Here is a 15,121-nt window from a genome sequence, read left to right as displayed (position 1 = left end):
GTTATCCTTTTAAGGTTTGTTCTAGTACGTGTAGTGCGTGGTTGAGCTCAGTCTGCTTGGATCGGGCGTCAGAGATTTTACGCACGGCATGCAGCACTGTGGTGTGATCCCGGCCGCCGAACAAATCGCCGATCTCGGGCAGGCTTTTTTGCGTCAGTTCTTTGGCCAGGTACATGGCCACCTGACGCGGCATGGCAATGTTGGCGGGCCGTCGTTTGGAATACATGTCGGCCACCTTGATTTTGTAGAAGTCGGCAACGGTTTTTTGTATGTTTTCAACCGTGATTTGTCCGTTGGAGACCGACAACAAATCCTTCAGGGCATCTTTACAGACATCAACCGTCAATACTTCGCGCCCGTGGAAGCGAGCGTAGGCAGACACTTTGCGCAGCGCGCCTTCCAGTTCGCGCACATTGCTGCGCAGATGCTTGGCAATAAAGAAGGCGACCTCTTCGGGCATGGTCACCCCTTCGGTATGGGCCTTGTGCAGCAAAATGGCTACCCGCATTTCGAGTTCGGGCGGTTCGATGGCGACGGTCAGACCGGAATCAAAGCGGGAGATCAGGCGGCTGTCGATGTTGGCCAGTTCTTTGGGATAGGTATCGGAGGTGATGATGATTTGCTTGCGCTGCGCCACCATGGCCTCGAACGCATAGAAGAACTCTTCCTGGGTGCGATTCTTGCCGGCAAAAAACTGAATGTCGTCAATCAGCAACAAATCGAGCGAATGGTAATAACGCTTGAATTCGTCGAATGCCTTGCGCTGGTATGCCTTGACCACATCGGACACGTACTGGTCGGCATGCACGTAACGAACCCGTGTTCCGGTGCCATTGGCCAGCAATGTATTGCCAATGGCATGGATAAGGTGCGTTTTACCCAGGCCCACCCCGCCGTATAGAAACAATGGGTTGTAGGAAACACCTGGGTTTTCAGCGACCTGCAAGGCGGCAGCGCGCGCCAGTTGATTGGCCTTACCCGTTACGAAGTTATCGAAAGTCAGGTCGGTATTCAGGCGTGACCGGTCGTGCATCACTTGCTCGACGGCGGCAGGTGCGGCGGGAGCTCCGGTAACAGCGGGCCCGGTGGGTGCCGGGGCAGCATTGGGCGTGGCTGTCCGAACAGGAACAGCGCGTGCACCAGCGCCAGCCAGCTCGAACGATACCTGCACAGGCCGTTCGTACCACTCGGTGGCCAATGTTTCTATTTTGTGGGAAAAGTTTTTGCGCACCCAGTCGAGCTTGAAACGATTAGGCGCAGAAACACGTAGCACCGCCTGCGTTTCGTCGAACGCAAGGGGAACCAAGGGGCGTATCCAGGCACTTATTTGCTGCGGAGGTAGGTCCTGCTCCAGTCGCTGGACGCAAGTCTGCCAAAAATCTTTCATGTCCACCACTTCTGTAAACCTCGATTCTACCCTGATGGTGCCCTAGTTATCCACAGGCAGGACAGGTGGGCCACCCCGTATTTATGCTAAGCATTTGACTAAACACCAAAAATTTGATGAAATGGCGGGCTGTACACCGAATTTTCAACACCAAAACCTGCAGTCGTTGGCCCACCCATGGTGCTGGCCGCCGGTTTTGGCAGCTCTTTTATTTGGATTATCCATGAAACGCACTTTTCAGCCTTCAGTTACCCGCCGCAAGCGCACCCACGGTTTTCGCATCCGCATGAAAACCCGCGGCGGCCGTGCCGTCATCAATGCGCGCCGCGCAAAAGGCCGTAAGCAGCTGGCTGTTTAAGCCCGCCGCTGAAAGCCTGGCTGGCCCCATGGTGGGTGAAACAGCCTCGACGCGAGCCACGTTTCCTGCCGCGGCCCGCTTGCACCGCCCCTCGGAATATGCGCTAGCCCTGAAAGGCCGGCGCCTTGCCAGAGGGGCGTTGTTTGTTGTAACCACGCCTCGCGACGTTGCGGCCGGTTCAGTGGCACCCGATGCAAGGCTGGGTTTGATCATCGCCAAGCGGTTTGCGCCGCAGTCCGTCACCCGCAATGCCATCAAGCGCGTCATACGCGAGGCCTTTCGCAACAAGCGGCATGCATTGCCTCCTCGCGATCTGGTGTTCAGGTTACATTCCAGGGTTGCTCCCGTCAGCCTGTCCTTGCTCAAGAAGCAGGTGCGCGACGAAGTCGACCAACTGCTAGCCCGGGCACTGTGATGATCAAAACCCTGCTCATCGCGCCTATCCGGTTCTACCAGTATGTTTTAAGCCCGTGGGTGGGCAGGAGCTGTCGCTTTACGCCCACGTGTTCGCAGTACGCTATTGAAGCGATAGAAATACACGGGGCCCTGAAAGGCCTATGGCTGGCAACCCGCCGTATCGCACGCTGCCAACCGTGGTGCGCGGGTGGATACGACCCCGTGCCCGAACCTCGACACCCGCATCGGCACCCATGAATTGCCGAAAGCGTGTACAAGTTCGGGGTTGCTCTTTTGTACCCATTCACGCTCATCTGACGTTCAGCTGGGCTACGTTAAACTGTTGGGCTTTTGCTCCGCTTTAACTCAAAAACAGGCGCTATGGATATCCGACGCACCGTCCTCTGGATGATTTTCTCTCTTTCGCTCTTGCTGCTATGGAATAACTGGCAAGTGCATAACGGCAAGCCGTCCTTGTTTGGAGGCTCTGGCTCAACCGCCACGCAAACAGCCGAGGCGCCAACACCGGCGCCCGCCCCCGCTGCCGACGCCAGCGTTCCCAACGCCGCTCCCAGCACAGCGGCCGCAGCACCATCCGGCAACGAAACCGTACCGTCCGACAGCACACCCGAGCAGCTTGCGACATCACAGAAGGTCAACGTGACCACCGATGTCTACGACCTGACTTTCGACACGATGGGTGCCCAGTTGGTCAAGGCCGAACTGGTCAAGTACACTGCACCGGGCAGCAAGGATCAACCCATGATCCTGCTCGATAACTCCAGCACGTCTACCTATCTGGCACAAACCGGCGTCATCGGTGCACCCAGCGGGCAGAGCTACCCCACCCACTTGACGCCTTTCAAGCTGGTTTCGTCAGAAACCAATCTCACTGGCGATACGCTGGACGTCGTCTTCGAAGCTCAGGCCGATAGCGTCAAGGTAGTCAAGACCTACACCCTGCACAAGAGCCGCTACGACATTGACGTCAAGCACGATATCTACAACCTGGGTACAGAGCCCATTACACCCTCGCTGTATTTGCAGTTGGTACGTGATGGCAATGACCCATCCGATACGTCTTCGTTCTACAGCACCTTTACCGGCCCCGCCTTGTACTCGACCGACGACAAATTCCAGAAGATCACCTTCTCGGATATTGACAAGGGTAAGGCCAGCTACACCCAGCAAGCTGATAATGGCTGGATAGGTATGGTGCAGCACTATTTTGCATCGGCCTGGGTGCCTGCCCAGGGCACAGTACGCCATAACGAAGCCTTGAGCCTGTCCAACAATCTCTATGCCATACGCAGTATTGAAAGCGCCGGCACCATACAGGCGGGCGAACATGTCAGCGTACCCGCGCACCTATGGGTAGGCCCGCAAGACCAGAAGGCCATGGGCGAACTGGCTCCCGGGCTTGAGCTCGTCGTTGATTACGGCTGGCTCACCATTATTGCCAAGCCACTGTTCAAGATCATGACCTGGTTGCACGCTCTGCTGGGCAACTGGGGCTGGACCATCGTCGCACTGACGCTGCTGATCAAGCTGGTGTTCTACCCGCTGTCGGCGGCCAGCTATCGCTCGATGGCCAAAATGAAACAGGTCACGCCACGGCTGCAAGCCCTGCGTGAAAAGTTTGGCGATGACAAGGCCAAACTAAACTCGGCAATGATGGAAATGTATCGCACCGAGAAAATCAATCCCTTGGGTGGCTGCCTGCCCATGGTGGTTCAAATTCCGGTCTTCATTTCACTGTACTGGGTGTTGTTGGGTAGCGTGGAAATGCGCGGCGCCCCCTGGATACTCTGGATTCAGGATCTCTCGGTACGTGATCCGTGGTTTATTTTGCCGGCCTTCATGATGGCCACCATGTTCCTGCAGATCAAACTGAATCCCACGCCACCCGATCCTACCCAGGCCAAGATCATGATGATCATGCCCCTGGTATTTGGCGGCATGATGTTCTTCTTCCCTGCCGGCCTGGTGCTTTACTGGTGCGTCAACAACGCCGTGTCTATTGCCCAGCAGCGCTACATCATGCATAGGCTCGACAAGGAAACCGCCGCAGCCAAACGCTGATGACGCTTACATACTAAAGACACCCCGCAAGGCTTCCGTCTTTGAACTGCACCCCAAAAATTGGACACCAATCCAACCTTTGGGGTGTTTTTTATGAAGCCACGAGGTTCCGGACCATCAGAAGACTAAATAATGCTCGCTGGCTTACACCACCGACGCCAACTCTTTTTTTATCAGCTCAACAATTGATCTTTGCCGCTTCAGGGGCATTCTGTCCATGACACTCGAGACACTGATGGCAAATATCGCATGGCCGGACCGGTGCAATATGGGAACGCCTACCCCCAGCACACCGGGTACTGCGGCATTGCCTACCGCCGACCAACCACGCTCCAGGGTAGATTCGATCAGTTTCTCCATTTGCTGACACGTCATGCCTCCGAACTTGGGCAGTATGTTCTTATTGGCAACCAGTATCTGGCGGATGTCGTCCCCAGGCAAATTGGCCAATAAGGCGAGCCCCGCAGCACCCACCCCCAGCGGCTGCGTATGCCCTATGGTGACTGCCAGCACCTGCAATGGGTAAGAACCCACTTCACGGTGTACACACAAGGAATCCGCGCCTTCGCGCCGCACCAGAAAGCAGGAATCTCCTGTTTGTGCACTGATGCGCGCCACTACCGGCTTGAGGCGATCGACACTGTAGGCCGTGTTGGGGTTGCCAACGAAGTGTGCATAATTAAAAACAAATACTCGATCATCGGCTGCAGGCAGCGCATAGCCCTGCTCGACCAGCACACTCAGGAAACGATAAACCGTTGTGCGCTGTATTCCCGTCAGCGCGGCAATATCGGTAATTCTAAGGCCTTCATCACCCGCAGCCCATAGCGCTTCCAGGATCTGTAGCCCTCGCCGGAATGTTTTTGGTCCTGAGTCGCCAGTTGCCATCATTGCCACCTATTTGTCCATATTTTGAACAACATGAATTGTATATTTCATGAAATTGTCTATATTTTGCCAATGTAATGCACATTTCGTTCAAATTATAGACAAACGGAGACTTTATGAAATCCAAACGTTTTTTCAAGGCCGCACTGCTTGCGGCAACTTTGCCCGCCCTGATGCTGAACAGCACGCTGGCAACAGCCCAGGACGACTACCCATCACGGCCCATTACCATGGTGGTGGGTTACTCAGCCGGCGGCGCAACCGATATCCTGGCCCGGCTTATCGCCAAGTCACTCACAGAAGAACTCAAGCAAACAGTCATCGTCGAAAACAAGGCAGGCGCAAACAGCAATATCGGGGCCGAATATGTGGCGCGAGCCAAGAATGACGGCTACACCATTTATGTAGGCACCATCGCCAACACGATCAACCGATCCTTGTATAAAGATCTGCGCTACGATTTCGTGAAAGATTTCGAGCCTATAGGCCTGATGGCCACCATTCCCAATGTGCTGGTAGTGAATCCCAAACTGCCATTCAAAACCGTGCAAGACTACATTCAGTATGCCAAGGAAAATCCCGGCAAGCTGACCTGCGCCTCATCGGGTATCGGTTCGTCCATCAATATGTCGTGCGAGCTGTTCAAGATTCAAACCGGCACCGATATTCTGCATGTGCCTTATCGCGGTAGCGGCCCTGCGGTCACCGACCTGCTGGGCGGCCAGGTTGATTCCATGTTCGATAACTTGCCTTCATCGTTGCCGCATATCCAGGCCGGCACCTTGCGACCCATTGCCACCACCACCAGCAAGCGTGTCAAGGCCCTGCCCGATACACCTACCTTCGCCGAGGAAGGGGTAAAAGACTTCGTGGTGCAATCATGGTTCGGCCTGAATGCCCCGGCCGGTACGCCCGAGCCCGTCATCAAGCGGCTGAACGAAGCCTTGAACAAAGCACTGGCCAAACCTGAAGTCGTGGCCGCCTACGACAAGAATGGTTTCACGGCCCCCGAGCAGCCCAACTCGCCCGACAGCCTCAAGCAATACACACAAGCCGAAATTGATAAATGGAAACTGGTTGTCGAAAAAGCCAATCTCTCGGCCAACTAAATCAACGGTTCATTACACATCAACAACAATAGAAGGGCACCCAGTTTCATGTTCCCCATCGATTTTTTTTATCGTGCAGCACAACTGCACGCCGACCGTAGCGCCATAGAAAGCCCAACAGAGCGCATCAGCTATGCCGAGCTGCTCAAAGCGGTGAATGCACTGGCGGTTGCCTTGCAAGAAAAAGACCCCGAACCAGGGTCGCGCGTAGGATTATGCGCCGCCAACTCGCCCAATTACATCATTGGCATGCTGGCGATTCTTGCAGCAGGAAAAATCTGGGTGCCCCTGAACTATCGCAGCACCTCGTCCGAGATCCGCCGCATTCTCGACACCACCACCCCCACCGCGCTGCTGGTGGACGAGACGGGCGATGCACTGATTCAGGGCGAGCAAAGCCTGAAGATCCCGTTCGAGCAGTTTCCCGCACTGATCAACACCCACCAGGGCAAACAGCCCGTACGCCACGCACTATCGCGGGACGACACCCAGGCCATCAAGTTCACGGGTGGTACGACCGGTATCCCCAAAGGCGTCATGCAGCCATATCGTGCCTGGGTGGCAGGCATTATCAATCAAATACACGGCTGGCAAATCACGCATCAGGACAAGTTCGTCATTTGCGCCCCCATCAGTCACGGCACCGGCACGTATGTTGTGCCTTTGCTGGCACAAGGCGGCACCCTGTTGCTCTGCGCCTCCAACTCGGCACAAGACATTGCCCATGCGTTCAAACAGCAAGGCGGCACGATGACCTTCATGCCGCCGACGCTCATCTACAAGCTCATGGCCGCCAACGACCTCGACGCATCAAGTTTCCCCGACCTGCGTCTACTGATCTATGGCGGGGCGCCCATGCCAGTAGAAAAAGTCATACATACACAGGCTTTCTTCGGGCCGGTCGTAGCAACCACCTATGGCCAGACGGAAGCACCGCAAATCGCCACGCTGCTGACGCCTGAAAACCTGATCGACCCCAACTACCGCTCATCAGTCGGCAGGGCAACCTGGCTTTCCGAGGTAGGCGTCATGTCGCCCGACGGCCAGTTATTACCTCCTGGCGAAAAAGGCGAAATCGTCATCAAGGGTGACCTGGTCATGGCGGGTTACTGGCAGCTTCCCGAAAAAACCCAGGAAACCGTCAAGAATGGCTGGCTGCACACCGGTGATGTGGGCTACCTGGACGAACAAGGCTTTTTGTATATCAAGGATCGGCTGCGTGAAGTGATTATTACCGGAGGCTTCAATGTTTACCCCATTGATGTCGAAAACACCCTATCGCTACACCCGGCAGTGCATGAAGCTGCCGTATTCGGCGTTACTGATGAAAAGTGGGGCGAAACCGTCAATGCCGCCATTGAGCTGAAGGCTTCACGGTCAGTGAGCGAAGACGAACTCAAATCCTTCGTTCGGGAAAAACTTGGGCCCGTCCTCACGCCCAAGCATATTCATTTTTATGACAGCCTGCCACGCTCATCCGTGGGTAAGGTCCTGAAAACCGCCATCAAGGACCAGGTCGGCAAGACACAGAGCGCACAGTCCGTCACAGCCCCTGCCGGCGCCACAAATTAAACCCATACGAACGAAGCTACCATGGCCAACAACACACCCACGACCGAACTCTGCACACACAGCCTGACCGGCATGAGCTATCGCGACAAGGATCTTGTCAATGAGCTCATCGGAGAGCGCACTTTCACCGACGTCATGTTTACCCAGATCATGGGCCGTCGTCCACGTCCGGTCGATCTGCGCATCATCGATGCTGTCCTGATTACCCTTATGGAGCATGGCCTGACCCCCAGCGCGATTGCTACCCGATTGATCTACATGAGTGCACCCGAAAACCTGCAGGGTGCGGTATCGGCCGGCATATTGGCTGTTGGCAGCCAGTTTGTAGGCACCATGGAAAACTGCTCCGGGCTACTGGCCCAATTGCTGAAGTCAGACAACCTGGAACAGGCCGCGCTTGAACTGGCCCAGCAATACAAGTCCTCCAGACAGCACCTGCCCGGCTTTGGGCACCACCTGCACAAGCCCGACGATCCGCGCTCCATCAAGCTGATCGAACTGGCACAGAAAGAAACTGAGCTGGCACAAGACCACGTTAACGCTTTGCTGGCACTCAGCAAGGCTGTTGACTCGGTCTATGGCAAGCATATTACGATCAATGCCACGGGCGCAGTGGCCGCATTGCTCGGCGAAATCGGTATTCCCACACAGCTGATGCGCGGGTTTGCCGTGATTTCACGTGCGGCGGGACTGGTGTCGCATATCGCAGAAGAACAGCGGGTACCCACCGGCCGTTTCATCTGGGAAACCATTGATCACGCCGTACCGTACGTCAAGAAAAGTACCGACTAAACTATATTTCCATCTACAAACGGAAAGGCTATGAAGCAACATATTCTGGTTACTGGCGGCTCCAGCGGCATTGGCAAAGCCATTATCGAGCGGCTGTCGGCAGAGGGTTTTCACACCCTCAACCTCGACCGGCAAGCGCCCGCCGCACCGTCGGCCAATGAGCACCACATTCCTGTCGATTTGCTCGATACTGATGCCCTGAAACAACTCTTGGCCCAGTTGGCCCAGGAGTACGAGATCCTGCGCGTCGTCAATAACGCCGGCATGGTCAAGCCGGACTTACTGGAAAGCACCACCATCGACGATGTTCGGACGGTGGCAAAGCTCAATATCGAAGCACCCATCCTGATCACCCAGCAATTTCTGCCAGCCATGCGCGCCAAAAAATTCGGCCGTATCGTCAACATCAGCAGCCGGGCCGCCTTGGGCAAGGAGAGGCGCACCGCCTATGCGGCCTCCAAGGCCGGACTACTGGGCATGACCCGGACCTGGGCACTCGAGCTGGCCCACAGCGGCATTACCGTCAATGCCATAGGCCCCGGCCCAATCGCCACCGAGTTGTTCACATCGGTCAATCCGGCCGGCTCGCCCCAGACAGAACGCATTCTGAAGACTATTCCCGTGCAGCGCCTGGGTGAACCGTCGGAAGTGGCTCACGCCGTGCAGTTCTTCCTGGATAACCGGGCCGGCTTCATCACAGGCCAGGTACTGTATGTGTGCGGCGGCATGACTGTGGGCCTGGGCACGGCGGCCTAACCCCTTCTCTAATCAAACCATCCATGAAACTTGAGAATAAAGTAGTGCTCATGGCAGGCGCTGGCAGCAGCGCACCGGGCTGGAGCATAGGAAAGGCCAGTTGTGTCACGCTGGCCCGGCACGGCGCCATTATCGTTGCGCTCGACGCCAGCCTCGATGCTGCGCAAGACGCGGCCCAAGAGGTACTCAAATTGGGCGGCAAGGCGCTGGCGGTGCAGGCCGACGTGACCGACCCGACGGCGGTGGAACAGGCGATTGCGCTGGCCAACCATGAGTTCGGTGGTATAGACGTCTACGTTGCCAATGCCGGTATCGGCAAGATAGGAGGCGTTACCGAAACGCAGACCTCCGATCTCGATCGCATCTACCAGGTCAATGTGCAAAGCCTGCTGACGGCGGCCAAACTGGTTATTCCTGGCATGGTGCAGCGCGGCGGCGGAAGCATCGTCACCATTTCATCGGTTGCCGGCATACGCTACCTGGGCTACCCGCATCTTGCCTATGGCGTTACCAAAGCCGCATTGATTCAATTTACCCGTATGATTGCGCATGAATACGCCGCTGACGGCATACGCGCCAACACGGTAGTGCCGGGCCTGATCGACACGCCACGTATACAGAAGAATGTATCTTCGGCTTTTTCCAAAGACAACAATGCCGACGAAGTGCGCAATAAGCGCAACCAGCAAGTTCCCATGCAACGCATGGGGACGCCCTGGGAAGTTGCCAACGCCATCGCCTTTCTGGCGTCTGACGAGGCATCGTATATTACCGGCACCGAGCTTATCGTCGACGGCGGACTGACCGGCAAGTTCTAGCAAAAAAGGGCTGTTTTCGAGCTACTTGGGTATTTCCCGATAGAAAAAGCTTTAAGCCTAATGTATTTTTACGGTACGCTGTCGCCATTGCTGCACTAAACTGCGCGGCAATGGCAGCACCACTTTACAACGCCTACCTAAAACAACATCTTCGCTAAAGCTATGCGATCAGGAGACACCATGAATCTTGCCAACCCATCCGCAAGGCGCCGCCGCTTTCTGCGCCCCAGCCTGGCCGCTGTCGCCCTATGCGGCATCCTGGGTGCCACAGCCAGCTTTGCTCAAGAGCCTGTCAAAATTGGCTTTATCGGCACCTTATCCGGACCAGGCGGAGCCCTGGGTCAGGACCAATACGACGCCTTCATGCTGGCCATCAAAGACGGCAAGCTTGGCGGAGTACCCGTCGAAGTCGTCCGCGAAGATGACCAGCTCAAACCTGACATCGGCGTGCAAGCGGCCACCAAGCTGCTCAAAAGCGAAAAAGTCGACATCATCACCGGTGTGACATTCTCGAATGTCATGATGGCCATACACAAGCCCATCACCGACGCCAAAGTATTCTTCATCGGCTCGAACGCCGGACCAGCCCCCATTGCAGGCAAGGAGTGCTCACCCTACTTCTTCTCGACCTCCTGGGACAACGACATGCTGCACGAGGCCGGCGGCCAACTGGCCAGCGATCTGGGCTATAAAAACATGTATGTCATGGCTGCCAATTACCAGGCCGGCCGCGACGCCGTCTCAGGCTTCAAGCGCGACTACACAGGCAAGGTCATCGACGAGGTCTATACCCAAGTCAATCAGCCTGATTATTCCGCTGAAATAGCCCAATTGCAGGCTGCCGAACCCGACGCGGTCTATGTTTTCTATCCCGGCGGCATGGGGGTCAACTTTGTCAAACAATACCGCCAGGCCGGCTTGCTGGGCAAGTTGCCGCTGATTTCGGTTTCGACCATCGACGGCTCTACGTTGCCTGCACTCAAATCGCTCGCCGTGGGTGCCATTACCAGCGCCCCTTATGCGCCAAATCTCGACAATGCCCAGAACAAGCAATTTGTCGAAGCCTTCGTCAAAGCGTATGACCGACAGCCTTCCATGTATGCTGCTCAGTCCTACGATGCAGCCAACCTGATTGCCTCAGCCCTTAAGAAGGTCGACGGCAAGCTCGACGACAAAGAAGCCGTTCTGGCCGCACTGAAAGCAGCCGACTTTGATTCCGTGCGCGGTGCGTTCAAATTCGATTCCAATCAGTTCCCCGACGCCCCCTTCTATCGCGTCGATGTCGTTGAGGGCGCCAATGGTGCAGAGCTCCAGGCCAAAAACCCCATCGTCATCAAGACTCGCGCCAACTTCGCGCAACAGTGCCCCATGAAGTAATTTCTGGCGGCCGGCCGCAAGGCCGGCCAAACAGAGTGTTCCGGAGGGCATTTTGAGCCTGACTCTATTTGTAATTCAATCGCTGAACGGCCTGCAGCTGGGTGTTCTGTTGTTCCTGATGGCGGCCGGCCTGACCCTGGTCTTCGGCATCATGAGCTTTGTCAATCTGGCGCACGGCTCCATGTACATGATGGGGGCATTCTTTGCTGCATCACTGTACAGCTACACCGGCTCTTTTGTACTTGCCGCGCTTTTGCTGATTCCCGCCATGATGGCGCTGGGCCTGGCCGTTGAGTGGGTAGCCCTACGCAAGCTTTACCAACGCGATCACCTCGATCAGGTGCTGGCTACCTTCGGCCTCATTCTGTTCTTTAATGAAATCGCGCGCATCATCTGGGGACCCTCGCCCTACTACATGGACGTCCCCGAGTTCCTGCTGGGCGCCATCAATCTGTTTGGCGTCCGCTATCCCGCCTACCGTTTCGTCATCATTGCCTCGGGCTTGCTGATTGCACTGGGCTGCTACCTGCTCATACATCGTACCCGCATCGGCATGCTGATACGTGCCGGAGCCACCAACCGGACCATGGTCGGTGCACTGGGCGTCAATATCGTGATGCTCAACTCCCTGCTGTTTGCTCTTGGGGCGGTCCTGGCCGGGTTTGCCGGCCTGCTGGCGGGCCCCATTATGTCGGTGCAGGCAGGCATGGGCGAACCCATTCTCATCCTGACCATGGTGGTTATCGTCATCGGTGGCATAGGTTCCATACGTGGCGCCTTCTATGCCGCCCTGATCGTAGGAGTTGTCGACACGCTGGGACGCACGCTGCTGCCCTCGCTGTTGCGCAGTTTTCTTGAGCGTAGCAGTGCCGACATTGCCGGACCCGCCCTGGCCTCCATGATGATTTACCTGCTCATGGCGGTCGTACTGGCTATCAAGCCCAAGGGACTGTTTCCCGTGCACAACTCCTGAGTCCCATACACACCATGCAACAGTCCTCCGTTCTTCCGCACAAATGGTCCGCCAGCTTTGTGGTCAATGCCGTGCTGCTCATCGCTCTCGCGCTGGTACCCCTGTATGCGCGCAGCATGGCCGATCCTTTTGTCGTCACGCTGATCACGCGCATATTGATATTTGCCATTGCGGCCCTGTCGCTGAATCTGATCCTTGGCTATGGCGGCCTAGTGAGCTTCGGACACGCCCTCTATCTGGGCCTGGGGGTGTATTGCGTCGCCATACTCAGCTTCCATGGCATCGACAATGGTTGGCTGCAACTGTTGGCGACGCTGGTCGTATGCAGCGTGGTCGGCTTGCTGACCGGCAGTATTGCACTGCGAACCAGTGGCATTTCGTTCATCATGATTACTCTGGCCTTTGCCCAGATGTTCTATTTTCTGTTCGTCAGTCTGAGCCAATATGGCGGGGACGACGGCCTGCGGCTGGCCAGTGGCAGCGATTTCAGCGGCATTATTCTGACCGACCCGCGCACGCTTTATTTTTCTTCCTTTCTTGTCCTTTGCCTGGGCCTGTATGCTTGCCACAAGCTGGTACATTCGCGGTTCGGCATCGTGATTCGCGCCAGCAAAAGCAATGAGCAACGCATGAAGGCTCTGGGTTATCCAACGTACCGCTACCGTCTCGCGATCTATGTCATCTCGGCCATCCTTTGCGGCATCGCCGGTCTGCTGTACGGCAACCTGACGCAATTCGGCTCACCCTCGTACATGTCCTGGACCACCTCTGGCGAACTTATCGTCATGGTCATGCTGGGAGGGATCGGAACACTGTTTGGACCACTGCTCGGCGCACTGGCCATGATACTCACCGAAGAGGGACTCAAGGCTCTGACAGAGCACTGGATGGCCATATTCGGACCGCTCATCGTCCTGCTCATTATCGTCAGCCGACTGGGTATTGCGGGCATATTGCAAACCATAGACCGACGCCGTACGAGCCGCAGCCGGCTGGTCACTCAACGCAAGCGGGAGTCGACATGAGCTTGCTTACGGTACGACAATTGGTCAAGCGCTATGGCGGCTTGACCGCCACCGACCATTTCGATTTCGACGTGCAGGCAGGTGAAATCCACGCCATCATCGGTCCCAACGGCGCGGGCAAAAGCACCCTGATCACTCAGTTGGCGGGCGAAATCCGGCCCGATGCCGGTCAGATCCTGTTCAATAACCAGGACATCACCGGCGAACGGGTAGAACAGCGAGCCTTGCGCGGCATCGCGCGCTCCTACCAGATCACCTCCGTCTTTCCCGAGTTCTCGGCTCTGCAGAACGTCATGCTTACTGTCCAGGCTCACCAAGGACACAGCTTCTGTTTCTGGACGCCAACATCACGCCAGCCCACTCTGATCGAGCCTGCTGAACACGCACTCGAACGTGTCGGCCTCAAAGACCGCATGCACGTACCGGTTGCCGATATGGCACACGGAGAACAACGTCAGCTTGAATTGGCCATGGTGCTGGCAGGACAACCCCGGTTGCTTTTGCTCGATGAGCCCATGGCAGGTATGAGCCAGGCAGAATCAATACAAATGACCACCCTGCTGCACAGCCTCAAAGGCCAATACGGCATTGTCCTGGTAGAACACGATATGGATGCCGTTTTCAAATTGGCCGACCGAATTACAGTTCTCGTCTATGGCCGCAGCATCGCCTGCGGCACACCCGAACAGATACGCGCAAACCCCGACGTCAAGGCCGCTTACCTGGGAGGCGACGAATGACTACCGCCCTGCTCAACGTCCGCGATATCCATGCTTTCTATGGCCCTAGCCAAGCCCTGTTCGGTATGAACTTTACCGTGCAGGCGGGTCAGTTCGTTACCCTCCTGGGCCGCAATGGCATGGGTAAGTCCACTACGGTCAAAGCACTCATGGGTCTGATCCAGCCATCCAGGGGTTCGATTCATTTCGACGGCAACGAGATCGTCGGCCAGCCCTCATACAAAGTCGCCCGCTCGGGGCTGGGACTTGTGCCCGAGGGGCGCCAGATATTTCCAAACCTGAGTGTGCGCGAAAATCTGGTTGCCACAGCCCATAACCGCCAATCCGCGGCTTCGCCCTGGACGCTTGAACGGATCTACGAACTGTTCCCTCGCCTGTCGGAACGGGCCGGCAACCTCGGTTCAAACTTGTCAGGCGGCGAACAACAAATGCTGGCGATAGGCCGTGCTCTCATGACCAACCCGCGCCTGCTGATTCTTGATGAAGCGACCGAGGGACTGGCACCGCTCATCCGGACTGAGATCTGGCAATGTCTGGCCGGACTCAAGGCACTTGGGCTCACCATCATCTGCATCGACAAAAACCTGAGTTCATTGCTTCCATTGGCCGACCAGCATTACATTGTCGAGAAAGGCCAGGTTGTATGGTCCGGCAATTCCACCGAACTGGACGCACAACGCACCCAGCTGCAAACTTATCTGGGCGTCTAGTGTACTGTTTGGTTAATTTCGAATAGTCAATTTCAGCGCCTAGGCTCACCATACGGCATTGCACATCCTCGCAATAGCCAGGGCTATCACCTCTGGTAAGGCACACGCACGTTTGAAATAGTTATTTTCTATTGATTT

General features: G+C 56.2%; 16 protein-coding genes. 14 read left to right on the top strand and 2 right to left on the bottom strand.

Annotation, left to right across the window (positions count from 1 at the left end):
• Position 1: 1 nt before the first annotated feature.
• On the bottom strand, positions 2–1,387 hold the full coding sequence (gene dnaA / locus ERD84_RS03655) for a chromosomal replication initiator protein DnaA (protein ID WP_130038246.1): 1,386 nt from the start codon (positions 1,385–1,387) through the stop codon (positions 2–4).
• Between the two features lie 223 nt (positions 1,388–1,610).
• Here dnaA and rpmH point away from each other — a divergent pair, with 223 nt between their 5' ends.
• The 4 genes from rpmH (at position 1,611) to yidC (ending at position 4,223) form a co-directional block, all read left to right on the top strand.
• On the top strand, positions 1,611–1,745 hold the full coding sequence (gene rpmH / locus ERD84_RS03650; RefSeq protein WP_013744005.1) for a 50S ribosomal protein L34: 135 nt from the start codon (positions 1,611–1,613) through the stop codon (positions 1,743–1,745).
• Between the two features lie 28 nt (positions 1,746–1,773).
• The gene (locus ERD84_RS03645) at positions 1,774–2,160 is read left to right on the top strand and encodes a ribonuclease P protein component (protein WP_167667313.1); all 387 of its coding nucleotides are present in this window, start codon (positions 1,774–1,776) and stop codon (positions 2,158–2,160) included.
• Positions 2,160–2,399, top strand: coding sequence for a membrane protein insertion efficiency factor YidD (yidD, locus tag ERD84_RS03640; protein ID WP_130038244.1), 240 nt, complete (start codon positions 2,160–2,162; stop codon positions 2,397–2,399). Before ERD84_RS03645 ends, yidD begins: the two co-directional genes overlap by 1 nt.
• Positions 2,400–2,522: 123 nt before the next feature.
• Positions 2,523–4,223: a membrane protein insertase YidC gene (gene yidC, locus ERD84_RS03635; RefSeq protein WP_130038243.1), complete on the top strand. Its 1,701-nt coding sequence runs from the start codon at positions 2,523–2,525 to the stop codon at positions 4,221–4,223.
• Between the two features lie 144 nt (positions 4,224–4,367).
• Here the strand turns inward: yidC and ERD84_RS03630 are convergent, their stop codons facing one another.
• Positions 4,368–5,114, bottom strand: coding sequence for an IclR family transcriptional regulator (locus ERD84_RS03630; RefSeq protein ID WP_306669547.1), 747 nt, complete (start codon positions 5,112–5,114; stop codon positions 4,368–4,370).
• A 113-nt stretch (positions 5,115–5,227) separates the two neighbouring features.
• Here ERD84_RS03630 and ERD84_RS03625 point away from each other — a divergent pair, with 113 nt between their 5' ends.
• The 10 genes from ERD84_RS03625 (at position 5,228) to ERD84_RS03580 (ending at position 14,983) form a co-directional block, all read left to right on the top strand.
• A complete protein-coding gene (locus ERD84_RS03625; RefSeq protein ID WP_130038242.1) occupies positions 5,228–6,220 on the top strand; it encodes a Bug family tripartite tricarboxylate transporter substrate binding protein in 993 nt (330 codons plus the stop codon).
• A gap of 48 nt (positions 6,221–6,268) precedes the next feature.
• Positions 6,269–7,792 carry a class I adenylate-forming enzyme family protein gene (locus ERD84_RS03620; RefSeq protein WP_130038241.1) on the top strand — a complete coding sequence of 508 codons (1,524 nt, stop codon included), beginning with the start codon at positions 6,269–6,271 and terminating at the stop codon, positions 7,790–7,792.
• A 21-nt stretch (positions 7,793–7,813) separates the two neighbouring features.
• Positions 7,814–8,584 (top strand): citryl-CoA lyase, encoded by a 771-nt coding sequence (locus ERD84_RS03615; protein ID WP_130038240.1) that lies wholly within the window; start codon positions 7,814–7,816, stop codon positions 8,582–8,584.
• Between the two features lie 30 nt (positions 8,585–8,614).
• Positions 8,615–9,340 carry an SDR family oxidoreductase gene (locus ERD84_RS03610; protein ID WP_130038239.1) on the top strand — a complete coding sequence of 242 codons (726 nt, stop codon included), beginning with the start codon at positions 8,615–8,617 and terminating at the stop codon, positions 9,338–9,340.
• A gap of 23 nt (positions 9,341–9,363) precedes the next feature.
• Positions 9,364–10,158 (top strand): SDR family NAD(P)-dependent oxidoreductase, encoded by a 795-nt coding sequence (locus tag ERD84_RS03605; protein ID WP_130038238.1) that lies wholly within the window; start codon positions 9,364–9,366, stop codon positions 10,156–10,158.
• 180 nt (positions 10,159–10,338) lie between these two features.
• A complete protein-coding gene (locus tag ERD84_RS03600) occupies positions 10,339–11,535 on the top strand; it encodes an ABC transporter substrate-binding protein (protein WP_130038237.1) in 1,197 nt (398 codons plus the stop codon).
• A 52-nt stretch (positions 11,536–11,587) separates the two neighbouring features.
• Positions 11,588–12,508 carry a branched-chain amino acid ABC transporter permease gene (locus ERD84_RS03595; RefSeq protein WP_130038236.1) on the top strand — a complete coding sequence of 307 codons (921 nt, stop codon included), beginning with the start codon at positions 11,588–11,590 and terminating at the stop codon, positions 12,506–12,508.
• Between the two features lie 14 nt (positions 12,509–12,522).
• Positions 12,523–13,533 carry a branched-chain amino acid ABC transporter permease gene (locus ERD84_RS03590; RefSeq protein WP_130038235.1) on the top strand — a complete coding sequence of 337 codons (1,011 nt, stop codon included), beginning with the start codon at positions 12,523–12,525 and terminating at the stop codon, positions 13,531–13,533.
• Positions 13,530–14,273 (top strand): ABC transporter ATP-binding protein, encoded by a 744-nt coding sequence (locus tag ERD84_RS03585; protein ID WP_130038234.1) that lies wholly within the window; start codon positions 13,530–13,532, stop codon positions 14,271–14,273. Before ERD84_RS03590 ends, ERD84_RS03585 begins: the two co-directional genes overlap by 4 nt.
• Positions 14,270–14,983 carry an ABC transporter ATP-binding protein gene (locus tag ERD84_RS03580; protein ID WP_130038233.1) on the top strand — a complete coding sequence of 238 codons (714 nt, stop codon included), beginning with the start codon at positions 14,270–14,272 and terminating at the stop codon, positions 14,981–14,983. The genes ERD84_RS03585 and ERD84_RS03580 overlap by 4 nt, the downstream gene beginning before the upstream one ends.
• The last annotated feature ends 138 nt before the right edge of the window (positions 14,984–15,121 follow it).

It is taken from the genome of Pollutimonas harenae (assembly GCF_004153685.1).
In the GTDB taxonomy this organism is placed as follows: domain Bacteria; phylum Pseudomonadota; class Gammaproteobacteria; order Burkholderiales; family Burkholderiaceae_B; genus Pusillimonas_C; species Pusillimonas_C harenae.
This window is presented reverse-complemented; position numbering and strand designations above follow the sequence as displayed.